At 37.4% G+C, this 16,138-nt stretch carries 16 protein-coding genes; 8 read left to right on the top strand and 8 right to left on the bottom strand.

Annotated elements, in window-relative coordinates:
* Positions 1–2 precede the first annotated feature (2 nt).
* A complete protein-coding gene (locus tag T8I65_RS08490) occupies positions 3–287 on the bottom strand; it encodes a DUF3817 domain-containing protein (RefSeq protein WP_295180799.1) in 285 nt (94 codons plus the stop codon).
* 139 nt (positions 288–426) lie between these two features.
* Here T8I65_RS08490 and galE point away from each other — a divergent pair, with 139 nt between their 5' ends.
* A complete protein-coding gene (galE, locus tag T8I65_RS08485; protein ID WP_322300283.1) occupies positions 427–1,470 on the top strand; it encodes a UDP-glucose 4-epimerase GalE in 1,044 nt (347 codons plus the stop codon).
* Between the two features lie 56 nt (positions 1,471–1,526).
* Here the strand turns inward: galE and T8I65_RS08480 are convergent, their stop codons facing one another.
* The 3 genes from T8I65_RS08480 to T8I65_RS08470 all read right to left on the bottom strand — a co-directional run bounded on the left by T8I65_RS08480 (position 1,527) and on the right by T8I65_RS08470 (position 2,919).
* Positions 1,527–1,685 carry a YqaE/Pmp3 family membrane protein gene (locus T8I65_RS08480; protein WP_141877795.1) on the bottom strand — a complete coding sequence of 53 codons (159 nt, stop codon included), beginning with the start codon at positions 1,683–1,685 and terminating at the stop codon, positions 1,527–1,529.
* Between the two features lie 124 nt (positions 1,686–1,809).
* The gene (locus T8I65_RS08475) at positions 1,810–2,427 is read right to left on the bottom strand and encodes a YqaA family protein (RefSeq protein WP_322300282.1); all 618 of its coding nucleotides are present in this window, start codon (positions 2,425–2,427) and stop codon (positions 1,810–1,812) included.
* Positions 2,428–2,499: 72 nt separating this feature from the next.
* Positions 2,500–2,919, bottom strand: a complete 420-nt coding sequence (locus T8I65_RS08470) for a hypothetical protein (RefSeq protein WP_322300281.1) — start codon at positions 2,917–2,919, stop codon at positions 2,500–2,502.
* Between the two features lie 216 nt (positions 2,920–3,135).
* Between T8I65_RS08470 and T8I65_RS08465 the strand changes: the two genes are divergently transcribed.
* Together T8I65_RS08465 and T8I65_RS08460 are read left to right on the top strand one after the other, a co-directional pair.
* Entirely contained in the window at positions 3,136–3,846 is a 711-nt protein-coding gene (locus tag T8I65_RS08465) for an SDR family oxidoreductase (protein ID WP_322300280.1), read from the top strand.
* A gap of 155 nt (positions 3,847–4,001) precedes the next feature.
* Positions 4,002–4,751 (top strand): SDR family oxidoreductase, encoded by a 750-nt coding sequence (locus tag T8I65_RS08460; RefSeq protein ID WP_322300279.1) that lies wholly within the window; start codon positions 4,002–4,004, stop codon positions 4,749–4,751.
* A 68-nt stretch (positions 4,752–4,819) separates the two neighbouring features.
* On the opposite strand, the gene T8I65_RS08455 is transcribed toward T8I65_RS08460, so the two are convergent.
* On the bottom strand, positions 4,820–5,809 hold the full coding sequence (locus T8I65_RS08455; protein ID WP_322300278.1) for an NADP-dependent oxidoreductase: 990 nt from the start codon (positions 5,807–5,809) through the stop codon (positions 4,820–4,822).
* A gap of 144 nt (positions 5,810–5,953) precedes the next feature.
* Between T8I65_RS08455 and T8I65_RS08450 the strand changes: the two genes are divergently transcribed.
* The 4 genes from T8I65_RS08450 (at position 5,954) to cysM (ending at position 10,494) form a co-directional block, all read left to right on the top strand.
* Positions 5,954–8,215: an FUSC family protein gene (locus T8I65_RS08450; protein ID WP_322300277.1), complete on the top strand. Its 2,262-nt coding sequence runs from the start codon at positions 5,954–5,956 to the stop codon at positions 8,213–8,215.
* The gene (locus tag T8I65_RS08445; RefSeq protein WP_322300276.1) at positions 8,196–8,708 is read left to right on the top strand and encodes a DUF6155 family protein; all 513 of its coding nucleotides are present in this window, start codon (positions 8,196–8,198) and stop codon (positions 8,706–8,708) included. Before T8I65_RS08450 ends, T8I65_RS08445 begins: the two co-directional genes overlap by 20 nt.
* 107 nt (positions 8,709–8,815) lie before the next feature.
* Positions 8,816–9,607, top strand: a complete 792-nt coding sequence (gene epsC / locus T8I65_RS08440; protein ID WP_141877788.1) for a serine O-acetyltransferase EpsC — start codon at positions 8,816–8,818, stop codon at positions 9,605–9,607.
* Positions 9,607–10,494 carry a cysteine synthase CysM gene (gene cysM, locus T8I65_RS08435; protein WP_322300275.1) on the top strand — a complete coding sequence of 296 codons (888 nt, stop codon included), beginning with the start codon at positions 9,607–9,609 and terminating at the stop codon, positions 10,492–10,494. Before epsC ends, cysM begins: the two co-directional genes overlap by 1 nt.
* A 119-nt stretch (positions 10,495–10,613) precedes the next feature.
* Here the strand turns inward: cysM and T8I65_RS08430 are convergent, their stop codons facing one another.
* Entirely contained in the window at positions 10,614–11,171 is a 558-nt protein-coding gene (locus tag T8I65_RS08430; RefSeq protein WP_322300274.1) for a hypothetical protein, read from the bottom strand.
* Between the two features lie 96 nt (positions 11,172–11,267).
* On the bottom strand, positions 11,268–11,984 hold the full coding sequence (locus tag T8I65_RS08425; RefSeq protein ID WP_322300273.1) for a Crp/Fnr family transcriptional regulator: 717 nt from the start codon (positions 11,982–11,984) through the stop codon (positions 11,268–11,270).
* 210 nt (positions 11,985–12,194) lie between these two features.
* On the opposite strand from T8I65_RS08425, the gene T8I65_RS08420 reads away from it, so the two are divergent.
* A complete protein-coding gene (locus T8I65_RS08420; RefSeq protein WP_322300272.1) occupies positions 12,195–13,709 on the top strand; it encodes a DEAD/DEAH box helicase in 1,515 nt (504 codons plus the stop codon).
* Here T8I65_RS08420 and T8I65_RS08415 read toward each other — a convergent pair.
* A complete protein-coding gene (locus tag T8I65_RS08415; RefSeq protein ID WP_322300271.1) occupies positions 13,706–16,018 on the bottom strand; it encodes a penicillin-binding protein 1A in 2,313 nt (770 codons plus the stop codon). The two genes, T8I65_RS08420 and T8I65_RS08415, sit on opposite strands and share 4 nt — an antisense overlap.
* Positions 16,019–16,138: the final 120 nt, after the last annotated feature.

Raw genomic sequence — 16,138 nt, 5'->3', positions numbered from 1 at the left:
AATTAGAGATATTTTTTCTCTACGTAAAATGGTCCGAATGGAATAAATGAGCATCCAAAGATAATCGCGATCTGCTTAAGTCCCCAGTTCATGGGTTTTATAAGTAGCAAAGCCCCTACTACATAAGCTACAAAAAGTACTCCGTGAGCCATACCCACATGTTTTACCATAGCTGGCATATCCAGAATGTATTTTAAAGGCATTGCGATGAGCAATAATACCAGAAATGAAATACCTTCCAGAATGCTAACCCACTTAAATACAGTAATCTTATGTTTCAAAGCCATAGAGCCAAATTTGAGCAACAAAGATAATTGATATTATATGGATGACCTCGTTTAAAGCACAGGCTTTGTGATCAATTTAATAAAGTAGTGATAACTGTTATGTGGCAATTTTAGTATTTTGCGATCGTAAATTGAAATTATGAATAATAAAAAAGTACTGGTTACCGGTGGTCTTGGTTTTATTGGATCACATACCGTAGTAGCCTTACAACAGGAAGGGTTTAAAGTTGTAATTATAGATAATCTTTCAAACTCATCTATAGAGGTTCTTGGTGGAATAACTCAAATAAGCGGTAAGACACCAGAATTTGAAAATATAGATCTCAGGGAGAAATCTGTAGTGAAGGATTTCTTCGAGAAATACCCGGATATTGGAAACGTGATTCACTTTGCTGCTTCCAAGGCAGTTGGAGAAAGTGTAATTAATCCCTTACTGTATTATGAAAATAATCTTTCAACCTTAGTGTACTTATTGCACGAACTGAATAATAGGGAGAAGGCCAACTTTATTTTCAGTTCTTCCTGTACGGTTTATGGGCAGGCTGATGAGTTACCTATAACCGAGAATGCACCGGTAAAACAAGCTGAGTCTCCTTATGGTAATACAAAGCAAATAGGTGAGGAGATCATTAGGGATACCTGTAAGGTTAATCAGGAATTAAAGGCAATTTCGTTACGTTATTTCAATCCAATTGGAGCACATCATTCAGGACAGATTGGGGAACTTCCAATTGGAACTCCGCAAAACCTGGTGCCATATATTACTCAAACTGCGATTGGAAAGAGATCTGAACTATCTGTATATGGCGATGATTATCCTACCAGAGACGGAACAGCTATACGTGATTATATTCATGTGATGGATCTAGCAGAAGCGCATGTTTCAGCATTGAAACGTTTGCTATCGCAGAATGAGAATGAGAATTACGAAGTTTTTAATCTGGGGACAGGAAACGGTAATACAGTTCTCGAGGTCATTAAGTCTTTTGAAAAAGTTTCTGAAAAGGATCTGGCTTATAAAATAGTGGGTCGAAGAGAAGGAGATATCACCGCAGCCTATGCAGATACTAATAAGGCAAATGATCATTTAAACTGGAAAGCGAAAAGATCTCTGGATGATGCGCTAGATAGTGCCTGGAAATGGCAGAAGCTAGTAGAGAAAAAGGAAGAAAATCAGGATTAGTTATTAGAGACTAATTAAGACAAAAAAAGACCGGCAATTGCCGGTCTTTTTCATTTTTATTTCGTTCCGTTAACAAGAAACGCGTGAATTACACCTGGGATCCAACCTAAGGCCGTTAACAACAAGCTTATTAGGAATGTTACTCCGAGTCCATGTTTCATGAATACGGCCAATGGTGGTAATAAAATGTTTAATACAATTGTTAGAATAGACATAGCTTTTGATTTATTTGGTTAATAGTTCTGCTGAACATTTGCTCAACAAGCTCGCAAGGTAGAGGGATAGTCACTTTTCACCATAAACCTTGGGAAAAGTTTATAAGCAACCTCTAACAAAGCGTTAAACCATTTCAAATATAACCAGTGCGTACAAATAGAACCTGGCAAACCTAAGTAAGCCAAAGATAAGATAGCTAGAAAAGGGGAATCTAATAATTCCTGCAGCGATACTGGTCATCGCAAAAGGTATAGGTAATAAAGCTCCAACAATAATCAGGAAACCTCCCCATTTACGGGTGTTCTTGATATGTTTTGCCAGTTTAAGCTCCAGTGCATTGTGTACGGCTGGAATCTTAGTGATTGAAACACCAATCCAATAAGAAACGATTCCTCCAAGGTATGAACCTAAAGCGAGTAAAGATAAGTACAAAAATGGAATAGCAGACTTTCCTGCCCAGGCGATAAATAGTTCTGGGGGAACCAGGCCTAATAATGATTCAGATAGAAAAAAGATTGATAATACCTGCCACGGACTATAGGTTTCAGTCACCGTCACCAGCATGTCTTCTATATCCAGGAGAAAGTGATCGATCGCCCACAAAGCAGCTACAAATAGTACAATTGGTAAAACGGCTTTTCTTAAACTTCCTAGAACGAAAGAATAAAAACCGGTATAACTGTAGTATTGGTGTAATAAGCGGATTCGCGACTTCTTTTTAGATTTCGCTTTTTCTTTCATCAATTCTCCTTCTTTCTTTATAGTAGCAATTTCTAATTCTAAAGTTGTGATCCGTTTATAGGTGCAAAACCCTTAGTAATCTTCTCCAGCATCAGCTTTTAGAGCCTTTACATATTCTCTAAGTTCTTCTTCATTCAACTTATTAGAATGTTCGGCCATTAAGGATAACATATACTCAAGACTTTCCTGTCCAGTGATTTCTTCTGAATTCTCAACTTCAGTTTCTTCTTCTTCAGTTTCAACTTCAATAGGATCTCCATTTTCATCCAGTTCAACTGGTATATCATCTGGGATAGCGATCAGGAAGTCCTGATTTTCACTAATATGTTCATGAGCCAATCTTGTAACTTTTGCCAAAAGTGGAATATTCTCCTCAACTACCAGTTTTCTCAACTCTTTAAGGTCTTCTACGATAGTGTTGATAATGATTCCGTTGCGCATAAGGTCACGCTGAATCTTATTAAGTAACTTTTGTGCTTTAATGTTTTCCAAGGTTTTCTCTATTAAATTGGTCAGTACTAATTAGGTAAATATAGGTGTAATCCTACTCTCTATCTGAGCAGACAAAGTTAGTTTTTTTACATTTCTATAAAAGTGTTTTGATAGGTTTTATTAAGTATTTAACCTTTAAAATTAACAATATCTTACCGCCAGAAATTTCTAAGTACTTCAGGCCTTTCTTAGCTTTAAACTTCAAAAAAATAAATTATGAGTACAAGTAATAAAACTGCACTAATCACTGGTGGTAGTAAAGGTATAGGATACGGAGTTGCTGAAACGCTTCTAAAAATGGGATATAAAGTTGCTATAACAAGCAGGTCGTTATCTTCTGCGGAAGAAGCTGCGAAGAAATTATCTGCGAATGATGAGGCTCTTGGTCTGGAAGCAGATGTACGTAGTTATGAAAGTCAGCAGAAAGCTGTAAAGCAATTACTGGACAAATGGGGACAGCTTGATGTTCTTGTCGCAAATGCCGGGATTGGTAATTTTGGGTCAGTAGATGAGTTAAGTGTAGACGACTGGAAAGACACGATAGATACCAACTTAAACGGACTATTTTATTCTGTAAAAGCAAGTGTTGAAGCATTGAAGAAAACTGAGGGTTATATTATTACAATCTCGAGTCTTGCCGGTACGAACTATTTCGCAGGAGGAGCTGCATACAATGCCAGTAAGTTTGCTGTAACCGGTTTCTCTCAGGCGATCATGTTGGATCTTCGCGACAAAGGAGTTAAAGTAAGTACTATTATGCCTGGATCTGTTGCAACACATTTCAATGGCAATGAACCTTCAAAAGAAGATGCATGGAAAATTCAAAGTGAAGATATTGGAGAATTAGTTGGTGATCTTCTGAAAATGAATCCAAGAACGCTTCCAAGTAAAATTGAAGTAAGACCTGCTCGTCCACCGAAAAAATAATTCTAATTTATTCAATACTAAAGCCACTCGATTTGAGTGGCTTTTTTCATTAACAAGCTTTAGGAGTTAAGGTTAAATTGATGACAAAGCCTGTATTCTTTAAGGTTTCAGGCTATCTATCCGTTAAATTTGTAAAAAAACTAAAAGAAGAGATTATGAGTATTAAAGGAAAGACGATCATTATTACAGGAGCATCTAGTGGAATTGGTGAAGCAACAGCATTGAAATTGACAAAGGAAGGCGCCAATGTAGTTTTAACTGCTAGAAGAGAAGAACGTCTGAATGAATTAAAAAAGAAGGTAGATGGATTAAACGCTGGAAAAGCGCTGGTAGTAACCGGTGATGTTACCAACAAAGATAATTTCAAGAAATTAGTTGAGAAAACGAAAGAGGAATTTAATAGTATAGATGGTTTAATTAATAATGCTGGTCTAATGCCATTATCTTATGTAAAAAATCTACATACCGATGAATGGGATAAGATGATTGATGTTAATCTTAAAGGTGTTATGAATGGAGTAGCAGCGGTATTACCAACGATGATGGAACAGAAGTCGGGTAATATCATTAATATTTCATCAAGTGCTGCTAATAAGATCTATCCTGGTGGAGCAGTTTACTGTGCAACAAAATCTGCAGTAAAAATGTTTTCTGAAGGTTTGAGAATGGAGCTGGCACCTAAATTCGGAATTAATGTGACATCTATTGAACCTGGTTTCGTAGACACAGAGCTTACAGATTCTATTACAGATGATGAGATTAAGGAAGGATTGCTTTCTAATTTCAAAGAAATGACTCCTCTGGAAGCTCAGGATATTGCAGATGCGATCTATTATTCTCTAACGCAACCAAAGCGTGCAAATGTAAATGATGTTTTCATCATGCCTACAGATCAGGAACAATAGGATCTCAGAACATAGTTAATAAAAAAGCCCGGATAGTATCCGGGCTTTTTTATGCATTGAATTGATCATTAGATCTTAACGACCATTTTACCAGTGTTCTTACCATCGAATAGATCGATAAATGCCTGAGGAGTGTTTTCAAAACCTTCTACAACAGTTTCATCATATTTTAGTTTTCCGGACTTTAACCATCCTGCAAGTTCTTGTATAGCTCTCTGGAACTCTTCCTGATGATCTCTTACCAGAAATCCCTGCATCAATGCAGATTTTTTTATAAGAATGCCTTCTGGTCTAGGGCCTGTTGGTGTACCTGTATCATTATAAATTGAGATAGCGCCACAATTAATGATACGCGCCGCCTTATTGATATTCTGAAGGGTGGCGTCTAGAATTTCTCCACCAACATTATCAAAATATACATCAACGCCATCTGGACAATGCTCAGCGATCGCTTCTTTCATATTGGAGGTCGTTTTATAATTAATACCACCATCGAATCCAAATTTATTCTGAATATGATCGATCTTTTCATCAGATCCTGCGATACCGATTACACGACATCCCTTAATCTTTCCAATTTGACCAACAACACTTCCAACAGCACCGGCAGCACCAGACACCAATAATGTTTCTCCTTCCTTCAATTTTCCAATAGTGTCAAGTGCAAGATGCGCGGTCAATCCTGTAAGCCCAAGAACTCCCAGGTATGCAGATAGTGGAGCCATTTCCTTATCAATCTTTCTCAAACCCTTTCCATCATGCGACTGCTCATGTTTCCAGTCTAACATTCCTATAACATGCTCACCGACTTTAAAGTCTTCAGAATTGGAAGAAATAACTTCAGAAACTACCATAGATTCTAATGGTTTTCCAACCTGAAATGGTTCAATATAAGATTCCTCATCGCGCATTCTTCCGCGTAGATAAGGATCTACAGAGATATATTTTGTTTTAAGCTTTAGTGCTTTATCCTCTGAAATTTCAAAATCTTTGATCTCAAAATCTGAAGTTTCAGGTTTACCTTTTGGACGTTGCTTTAATAGTATTTGCTTATTCATAACTTTTATTTTGAAGCAAATTAATATGCTTCTGTCCGTTTGGCAAACATGCATTCATAATTAAAACTTAAAACCTAAAAAGAGTGTAAATAGCGATGATTATTAAGCTCAACTTCGTAATTTCATTATTCCAAACCAGCAAATTTGAAGATCAACTTTCAGCATTATTATAATGAACTCATTAAGTTTCTTAGAAGTACCGACTTCTCTAAAGCCATTGTACTTACCATTGCGATCGTAATCCCAATCGCGGTTTTTTCCAATTTAGGTCTACTTGAAATAGGGGTGAGTATGGCGATGGGAAGTTTACTTTCATCTCCAAGTGATGTGGCCGGGAGTTTTAAACATAAGGTGATGGGTATCATGGCCGCGGCATTTCTTGGGGCAATATCCTTCTGTATCGCAGGTTATTCTGCACAATTCAGTTGGGCAGTTGCACCTATGTTATTGGTAATGATGTTTGGTATAGCATATCTTTCTGTCTATGGTTTTAGAGCTTCACTGGTTACTTTTGCAGGACTACTTGCGGTGGTTCTTAGTTTTGCCAATATTTCTTCGGAAATTGAGATCTGGCAAAAATCCATTCTCATCTTCGGTGGCGGAATATTCTATATGTTTATTAGTATTGCCTGGTATTTACTAAAGCCTGAAAGAGCGTCAGAGCAACAGATCGCGGAGACTATGGAATTAACCGCAGATTATCTACGACTCAGAATTAGATTGCTTGATCCTGAATCTGATCTGGAAAATATTCAGAAAGAACTTTTCCAAAAACAAACCGAACTTAATGAGCATCACGAAAGTTTGAGGGAGCTTCTTATAACCTTCAGGATGTCCTCGGGAAGTTCTGGTTATACCCGAAAAAGGCTACTCATATTTATAGATCTTGTAGATATGCTTGAGCTGGCCATGGCGAATCCTATTGATTACCCTCAGATGCGAAAGGTGCTGGATTCAGATTTTTTAGAATTAAAGGTGTTTAAGGAATTTTCATTGAAAATGGCAGAGCAGCTGGACCGCATTGCGCTTTCAGTCCATAAAAATTCCACGATGCCTGAGAATAAACTTTCCGAAGAATTAAAGAAGGTTGAGAACAGTTTGTTAAAGTACCGGGACACGATCAATATTTCAGAAAAAAGGGAAAGTATGCTGGTCTTAAGGAACTTCTATGATTACCAAGTCAGGCAGTCTCAAAAAATCAATAATATTGACCGGGTTCTTAGAAATCTTGAAGGAAAGAAAAGGATTTTTAAGGACAAAGATGTCCAGCAATTTTTAACCCAACAGGAATATAGCTTTAAAACCCTTCGTACCAATTTTCAGTTCAACAGTTCCATTTTTCGTCATGCCCTGAGACTTGCTATTGTAGTTCTGGTAGGTTATTTACTGGGGTCTTATTTCTCGGTTCAGAATGCGTACTGGATTTTACTAACGATTGTCGTTATCATGCGACCTAATTACGGGCTCACTAAACAAAGGACCAGGAAACGGATCGTTGGAACACTTATAGGTGGAGCAATGGCAATTGGAATAGTTTTTATTACTCAAAACACAACGGTATACGCCATTTTAGGTATTTTAAGTTTAACGCTGGCATTTTCTTTAATTCAGCGTAATTATACCACTGCAGCAATGTTTATCACGCTCAGTATCATTTTTATTTATGCACTGCTCCAGCCTGAAGTTCTCAACGTGATACAGTTTAGAATTCTTGATACAGTGATAGGTGCAGGTCTCGCTGGCCTTGGGAATTTTATTCTTTGGCCTAAATGGGAACTCAAAGAGCTGAATAATGTCATTGGGAATTCTATTAATTCCAATATTGGTTATTTAGAGGAGATCGATGATTATTACCATAAAAAGGAAAATTTACCCATTAGCTACAGACTGGCCCGAAAAAAAGCATTTCTGGATATGGGGGAGTTGAGTGGCGCATTTCAAAGAATGACCCAGGAGCCGAAGTCCCAGCAAAAGCAGCTGAGTCTCATTTACGAAATTGTAGGCTTAAATCATACTTTTCTGTCTGCTTTGGCGTCGATGGGATCCTATATTAGGAACCACCCAACGAGCAAAGCCTCCTCAGATTTTGAAATGTATACTAAAACCATCGTTTTCAATTTGAAAAATTCTGTACGCTTACTGGAGCATGAAAGTAGGGAACAAAAGGAACATGAGGGAATTTCCAAAGCAGGCAAAGCACTTCATCGCAGATTTGATGAGATGGCTACGGAAAGGGATAGAGAAATAAGCGAGGGAAAAGCCCAGATAGATGAGGATACACGGTTGAACCTTCAGGAAGCACATTTAATCACGGGTCAGCTAGAGTGGCTCTTGGATATTTCAGAAAAACTGGAGATCAATACCGAAAAATTAACAGCGAAATTAGATGAGCAAAAGAGCCTTTAAAAAATATATTAAGGAACTTTCAAAAGAGGATCTTGAAGAGCAGATAATGGATCTCTATAATAGGTTTGAGGATGTAAAGACATATTACAACTTCGTTTTCAATCCTAACGAGGAAAAACTCGTGCAGGATGCGAAATTTAAAATAGGGAAGGAGTATTTTCCACCAAACAACAGGCGACCAAAGAAAAGGCGTTCCGTAGCACATAAGATCATTAAACATTACCTGAAATTAGGAATGGAACCTCATGCGCTGGCCGACGTTATGTTCTATAATGTGGAAATCGCCCAGACCTTTTTAGAAGAACAGGAGTATATTACTGAAGCTTTTGAGAAAAGTATATTTAAATCTTTTGAGCAAGCAGTCCTGTATGTCGCTGAATATGGAGTGATCTCAGAGTTCGAAAAGCGAATACAAAAGATCGCCAGGTTTAGTCACGACCACAAATGGACTAATAGCTATCAATTTGTAACTGCAGCAGATAGAGTACTTTAATTATAGTTCTCAATTCTATAGCTTTTGCTAAAACAAAAAGTTACAATTGACTTAAATCAACATTGCTCTCCGGGCAATTAAGTATTTTTGAATTTAGAACAAAAGCTATGAAACTGGAAGAAATAATTAAGCAAATAGAATCTCAGAAAAATCTTCCTAATCTTAATTTCAGTATTAAAGAGAAGACGGAGGCATTCACAAAAAAGCTTTTTTACACTTTATTTGATAAGCAAACTCCTGTTGCAGATAACTTGATGGAATTGGGAAAGGACTTCGAGGTTCTGGCAAAACTAGTTTGCTGGGAACCCGGTGCGCCCTGCCAGGATATTTGGAGCGATTATCTTACCAAGCTACCCGGAATCCTCGAAGATTTAAATCTTGATGCTGAAGCTATCTCTAAGAATGATCCTGCAGCAAATTCAGTAGAAGAAGTTTATTTAAGTTATCCCGGGTTTTTCGCAATAGCGATTTACAGGCTTAGCCATGAATTTTACAAATTTGGATTGCCATTAGTTCCAAGATTGATGACAGAGTGTGCTCATAGTCTTACAGGAACCGATATTAATCCTGGTGCAGTAATTGGAAAATCCTTCTTTATAGACCATGCCACGGGTGTAGTCATTGGAGAAACTGCAACTATAGAAGATAATGTGAAGATCTATCAGGGTGTCACGCTGGGTGCACTTACAGTTAGTAAATCAATGCAGAATTTAAAACGGCATCCAACGATCAAAAATAATGTGACCATCTATGCCAACGCGACCATTCTAGGTGGGAAAACAGAAATTGGTGAGAATTCAGTGATAGGAGGGAATGTTTGGCTAACTAAATCTGTTCCGGCTAATTCCATGGTTTCTCATACACCACAGATTAATATAAAAAATACAGCAGACAAATAATGAACAATTCAGTTATAGATTTAGTTGGGAATACACCCTTGGTAAAAGCTTCAAGAGTTTTTTCAAAACCCGGAGTAGAACTATACTTCAAACTTGAAGGCCAGAATCCAGGAGGAAGTGTGAAGGATCGTGCAGCTTATAATATGATTAAAAGCGCATTGGATCGTGGGACTATTGATAAAAAAACGAAATTGATCGAAGCAACCAGTGGGAATACTGGTATTGCACTGGCGATGATCGCTGGTATATTTGGCCTTGATATCGAATTGGTAATGCCTGAAAATTCAACTATTGAAAGAGTACAAACAATGCGCGCCTATGGTGCAAAAGTAATCTTAACCAGTTCAGATACTGGGATCGAAGGTTCCAGGGATTATGCTGAAGAAAAGATGAAGAACGGTAATTATTTTATGCTGAACCAGTTTGGAAATGATGATAACTGGCAGGCACATTATAAAACAACAGGGCCTGAAATCTGGAGGGATACTGAGCAGAAGGTCACACACTTTGTCTCTTCTATGGGAACTACAGGAACTATTATGGGGACAAGTACATTTCTAAAGGAGAAAAATCCCGATATACAGATCGTAGGAGTTCAACCTGAAGATAATGCCAGAATCCCGGGCATTCGAAAATGGCCGGAAGCTTATTTGCCTAAAATATTTGATGCTAGGAAAGTGGATCAGGTGTTGGAAGTAAATGAGGAAGATGCAAGATTAATGAGTAGAAGGCTTGCTGAAGAAGAAGGTATTTTTGCTGGAATGAGCAGTGGTGGAGCTACCGCCGCAGCAGTTAGATTATGCGAATCTTTGGAAAGCGGATTAGTAGTTTCTATTATCTGTGATCGTGGCGACCGTTATCTTTCTTCAGACCTGTTTGAAAAATAAGTAAAGTTGTATAAGATCAAGGTTAACCTGTGATGAAGATCATATAGATCTATAGTCAACAATATTCCCTTTTTCCGATGGTTTCGATCGGCACCTGATCTTATACAACTTTGTATTGCTTAGAACTTCTCAATGGAAGCTACACCATAATCATTCTTGGAAGGTGTAATTTTTAATCTTTGGCGATCGTTGCCTTTCCGAAGAACTACAATATATTTTTCATTGTCTAGTTGATCGCTAATACCACGAGCCTGGTACTTATTTCTGGTCATGGTCCAGCCCATGTATTCTCCAAAAACTTCGTTTCTAACCAGGGCTGGTAAGGCGATATCTTTGAACATCTGGCTGGTCTTTAAAAGATTTCCTTTTTCGTCATAGGTAGCTTCTAAATAACCTTTTTTACTCCGTAGTGTTACGATCACGTCTCCAGACTTAATATCGGCTTCATCCAGGTAACGATGGATATCGAAATTGGCTTTGGTAAATGCAACTGCATCAGATTGAAACTGAGCTGCAAATTTCTCCTTAACCTTTACAAGTCCGTTGGGATAATCCTCAAAAATAAGGTTGGCGGTTGGACTAAAATTAATTCTGGTCTTATCCAGCTGAATTACATCCTGTGCCTGGGCACCGATGCTTAAAACAAAAACGAAAATAATAATGATGAACTTTTTCATGATGTAAAAATTTAATGATGAATAATTGATTATTGATATTTTCAAAATTACATCACTTACACCTTGCTGAAAATCACTTAAGTAGCATATCTAAAATTAAATCTTATTTATTCTGTTATTTTCCAGATGTTGAATTAAGAGAGATACATCTTCAACCTGCACCTTGTTTCTGGATATCTTAATAAGCCCCATTTTCTTCATTTTCTGTAGATGTCTGTTTACCACTGCACGACTGGAGCCAATTAAATAAGCAAGTTCTTTATCTGGAAGATCATTAATATTTTGCAATTTATTAGATGTTTTATCTATGTTCTTCAGGAGTAAATGCAGTAAACGTGTTGTAATATCGCTAAAAACTAACTGCGAAACATTCTCTTCCAGCATTCGCATGTATCTACCTGCATAACTTAGAAAATTCTTATAATACTCAGGATAAGACTGTAACCAGTTTCTCAGTTTATCCATAGGAATAGCGAGTACTTCTGTATGATCCAGACATTCATAATAGGCCTTGTGCTTGATTCCGTCCAGTAAGCAGAAAAGATCAAATACATCGCCATTTTTCAATAAAAAAACGGTATGCTCTTTGGTGCTTTCAAAGTCGGCATGATACATTTTAATTCTACCATTTTTTATGATGTAAAAATGGAACAGGAATTTTTCACAATGTACTAGACAGGTTTGTTTTGGCCATTTTTCTACGTAGAAGCTTCCTGAAAGTTCTTTAAAATGCGCTTCAGAAACGTCAGTAAATAAACCGCATTCCTGTAAAACTGAATAGTTATTCTGGTAAATGAAATCTTTATCGTGCAAATCCTCGGAATTTAGTTGGTTAATTTTCCGGGGGGATATTATCTGATCGATTGTTTTGGAGACAGTAAAATCAGTTTGATTAGCGAATCACTAATTTACAATAATTATAAGTAGCATACGGCTTAAAATAGATTCTATAATGTCTAATTTATTTTTGACTAAAGCTTAAAATGGTTTATTTTTGCAAAATTGCTTACTATAAAGGACTATATGGCGTCAGAAACATTTGGAATTGAGAAAAAGAAGGTCGACAAACAATTATATGATTACCAACAGAAAGATATAGATAAAATTTTCGGGGTTATTGAAGAGCATCCCGAAAACTATAATCTTCTATATCAATTGCCTACAGGTGGAGGGAAGACAGTGATTTTCTCTCAAATGACCAGGGAATATATTCAAAGAACCAATAAAAAGGTTCTTATACTAACTCACCGTATCGAATTATGTAAGCAAACTTCCAAAATGCTTTCAGGATTTGGAGTGCGTAATAAAATTATTAATAGCAAAGTAAAGGAGTTACCAGATCAAAATGACTACATGTGTTTTGTAGCCATGGTGGAAACCCTTAACAACCGACTGAATGACGAGAAGCTTAAAATCGAGGATATTGGACTTGTAATTATAGATGAAGCACACTATAATAGTTTCAGAAAACTCTTCAAGTTTTTTGAGAAGTGTTTTATTCTGGGAGTGACCGCTACACCGCTTAGTTCAAACATCAAGCTACCTATGAAAGATAATTACCGCGAACTTATCGTTGGTGATTCTATTACATCTTTGATTGAAAAAGGCTTTTTAGCAAAATCTAATATTTATAGCTACAATGTTGGCCTTACGAATTTAAAAGTAGGAATGAATGGTGATTATACTGTTAAATCTTCCGAAGAACTTTATTCGAATTATAGCATGCAGGAGAAGCTCCTAAATGCTTATTATGAGCGTTCTCGCGGCAAGAAAACACTCATCTTTAATAACGGTATAAATACTTCCATTGAAGTTTATCATACTTTTAAAAACGCTGGTTTACCTATCCGCCATCTCGATAATACCACCAGCAAACAGGATAGAAAGGATATTTTGAAATGGTTCAAGCATACACCAGATGCGATCGTCACTTCTGTAAGTATTCTTACAACCGGGTTTGATGAGCCTACAGTAGAGACCATTGTCCTAAATCGTGCTACCAAGTCACTAACTCTGTATTTTCAGATGATTGGTCGTGGATCTCGAGTTCTTAAAGACAAAAGCGAATTTACAGTGATTGATCTTGGTAACAACATGGCCAGATTTGGGAACTGGAGTAGTCCGGTGGATTGGAAGCAGATCTTTAGATCTCCAGACTTCTATTTTGAAAATCTTTTAAGTGATGAGGATATTGAAAGAGATTTTCAATACCAAATGCCAGAGGAAATAAGAGCACAGTTCTCTAAAACGGAAGATGTTACCTTTGATATTGAAGCTGCCTACGACACGGTAATCAAAAAAGGATTAAAGTCCAAAGCGGTACTGGAATGGTCTATGGAGCAGCATGTTAAAATGTGTGTGGAGAATAGTGAAGATGTATTCGATGCCAGGATCCTTGCTAAAGAATTAAAGGATGATATTAGTTCACGAATCAAACAATACTCTTACTGTATAAGTAAAAGCACTAAAAATTACCGGGATTGGCTGGAAGAAGATTACTCCAGAAAACTTAGAATGCAGATTAATAAAGAATTCTAGTTATCGTCTTTTTGACCGAAGAGTCTTTTGAAGAAACCTTTTTTCTTTTTCCCTTCTTCGTCTGTCTTCTCGTCCGATCTGTTTTTCCGATCTTTATTTTTACCGGAAAACAGTCTTTCGAAAAAGTTATCACGTTCTTCTGGCGGGCATTCCATCAGGTTTGCCAGCTCTGAAGATAGTGGTTGAAATCTTGCATTCGTAATAGCATTAAAACTTGAATTACCATTCATTTTCTGCATTAGTTTGGCAAAAATTGGTAGCGCCGAATTTGCTCCCTGGCCAATTCCAGTATTCCTGAAACCTATGCGGTGGTCGTCAGATCCTACCCAGGTTACACAAACTAGTTCTGGCGTTATTCCTACGAACCAACCATCCTTATTATCCTGAGTCGTACCGGTTTTACCTGCGATGTCATTTTTTAATCCATAGCTGTATCTAAGTCGGCTTGCGGTACCTTCATCTACAGTAGCCTGCATCATATTGACCATAATTTTCCGGGTATCTTCGGAAAAAGCCTTTCTTTCTAAAACTTTAGGCCTAAAAGAAGCCAGTACATTGCCTTCAGCATCTTCGATTCTACTGATGTAAAATGGCCTGTTGGCATACCCATCATTAGCGTAAGCCGAATAAGCACCAGTCATTTCCTCCAGATTTAGCGAAGCGGTTCCTAGTGCAATGGAAGGAACAGCCGGGAGATCAGATTCTATTCCAAGATCCCTGGCCTGCCTGATCACATTTGGTATTCCCGTTTCCATTAAAACTTTTACGGCAATGGTATTCATGGACTTGCTAAGTGCCGTCTTCAGATTATAATTCATATTTGGATCATCTCCTTCCGAAGAAGAATTAGAGGGAGTCCAGCCTTTATCATAAGTAACTTCCCGAACTGAAAAATAGGTACATGGATCCATGCCATTTTCAAGGGCAGCGGTATAAACAAAAGGCTTAAATGTAGAACCTACCTGTCTTTTGCTTTGGCTCACATGATCGTATTTAAAGAAACGATAATCAACTCCTCCAACCCAGGCCTGTACAGCACCGTTTTTAGGACTAACTGCCAAAAGTCCGGAATTCAGAAACTTCAGGTAATGTGCAATACTATCTATACTGCTCACATTTTTAGTTTCCATCCCATCATAAGTAAACAAATCGGTAGAATGTTTTTGTTCCATTCGTTGCAGTATCTGTTCTTCTGAAAGACCTTCTTTTGAAAGCTTCTGGTATCTTGAACTGCGTTTTACAGCGTCCATCAGTACCTTTTTGTTTTTGTTCCATGGACCGTTATTTCCGTAGGATTTCTCATGATCGTGTTGCAATTGAGACATATGCTCTATCATAGCCTCCTCAGCAAGCTGTTGCATTTCGTAATTAAGCGTGGTATGTACTATAAGACCATCCCGATAAATATTATACTTTTCTCCATCCTTATTCTTTAAAGTATCAAGGATTCCTGAAACATCTTTGCGTACCTGTTCTCTAAAATAGGGTGCAATGCCTTTATCATGACTATAACTTCGATAATCCAGAACGAGTGGGAGCATTTTCGCTTCTTGAGCTTGAGGCATACTCAGGTAGTTATATTTCGCCATTTGCATAAGCACAACATCGCGACGAAGTCTGCTTCTTTCTGGAAAGATTCGCGGATTATAATAATGACTGGCCTTCAGCATTCCGACAAGTACTGCAGCTTCTTCAAGCTTGAGATCCACAGTATGTTTATTGAAAAATTTCATGGAAGCACTTTCAATTCCGTAGGTATTATCACTAAAAGGCACCGTGTTAAAATAAAGTTGGACAAGTTCATTTTTACTATAAACATTTTCCAGACGCTTAGCAATTACAGCTTCCTGCATTTTGTTGATCACAATGCCCAGAATTCCATAATCTTTTCTACCATAAATATTCTTGGCTAGCTGAAGAGTGATCGTACTTCCACCTCCGGCAGAATCATCCTGAAGTAAAATGGATTTAAAAAAAACCCTTCCTAAACTGCGGTTATCAATACCATCATGCTCGTAGAAACGTGCATCCTCAGTCGCAATTAAGGCTTCGATAAGATGGGAGGGAAGCTGATCGAAATCTATAGGCTGGCGATCATAAACGTAGAACTTACCTATTAACTCGCCATTAGAAGCGAGTACCTGTGTAGCTTTATTTTGTTGTAAGGATGAAAGTTCAGATTCTGTAGGTATCTTTCCGAAGAGGCCAAAATAGATACTGGCAAAGAAAAGCAGGAAAAACCCTGTAAGACTGGAGATTATAATAAGTGCCCACCTAATAATAGGATTGTTCTTTAGTTTCGCTAACATTCTTTAGTAGTAAAGTTTGCAAATAAACGAATGTTTGCACGAGAGAATTATATTTTAAGCTTATTTTATAAATTTTGTTAAATAAAAAGAGGCTAATATAACTATTAACCTCTTTTTTAA

Origin of the sequence: Christiangramia sp. OXR-203, assembly GCF_034372165.1 — a bacterium.
In the GTDB taxonomy this organism is placed as follows: domain Bacteria; phylum Bacteroidota; class Bacteroidia; order Flavobacteriales; family Flavobacteriaceae; genus Christiangramia.
Note: the sequence above shows the minus strand (reverse complement) of the source record. Positions and strands in the feature narration are given on the sequence as shown.

Excerpts from the sequence above, each read along its gene's own strand:
- T8I65_RS08490 (WP_295180799.1), bottom strand. The coding sequence starts at position 287 with ATGGCTTTGAAACATAAGATTACTGTATTTAAGTGGGTTAGCATTCTG.
- galE (WP_322300283.1), top strand. The coding sequence starts at position 427 with ATGAATAATAAAAAAGTACTGGTTACCGGTGGTCTTGGTTTTATTGGA.
- T8I65_RS08480 (WP_141877795.1), bottom strand. The coding sequence starts at position 1,685 with ATGTCTATTCTAACAATTGTATTAAACATTTTATTACCACCATTGGCC.
- T8I65_RS08475 (WP_322300282.1), bottom strand. The coding sequence starts at position 2,427 with ATGAAAGAAAAAGCGAAATCTAAAAAGAAGTCGCGAATCCGCTTATTA.
- T8I65_RS08465 (WP_322300280.1), top strand. The coding sequence starts at position 3,136 with ATGAGTACAAGTAATAAAACTGCACTAATCACTGGTGGTAGTAAAGGT.
- T8I65_RS08460 (WP_322300279.1), top strand. The coding sequence starts at position 4,002 with ATGAGTATTAAAGGAAAGACGATCATTATTACAGGAGCATCTAGTGGA.
- T8I65_RS08455 (WP_322300278.1), bottom strand. The coding sequence starts at position 5,809 with ATGAATAAGCAAATACTATTAAAGCAACGTCCAAAAGGTAAACCTGAA.
- T8I65_RS08445 (WP_322300276.1), top strand. The coding sequence starts at position 8,196 with ATGAGCAAAAGAGCCTTTAAAAAATATATTAAGGAACTTTCAAAAGAG.
- epsC (WP_141877788.1), top strand. The coding sequence starts at position 8,816 with ATGAAACTGGAAGAAATAATTAAGCAAATAGAATCTCAGAAAAATCTT.
- cysM (WP_322300275.1), top strand. The coding sequence starts at position 9,607 with ATGAACAATTCAGTTATAGATTTAGTTGGGAATACACCCTTGGTAAAA.
- T8I65_RS08430 (WP_322300274.1), bottom strand. The coding sequence starts at position 11,171 with ATGAAAAAGTTCATCATTATTATTTTCGTTTTTGTTTTAAGCATCGGT.
- T8I65_RS08420 (WP_322300272.1), top strand. The coding sequence starts at position 12,195 with ATGGCGTCAGAAACATTTGGAATTGAGAAAAAGAAGGTCGACAAACAA.
- T8I65_RS08415 (WP_322300271.1), bottom strand. The coding sequence starts at position 16,018 with ATGTTAGCGAAACTAAAGAACAATCCTATTATTAGGTGGGCACTTATT.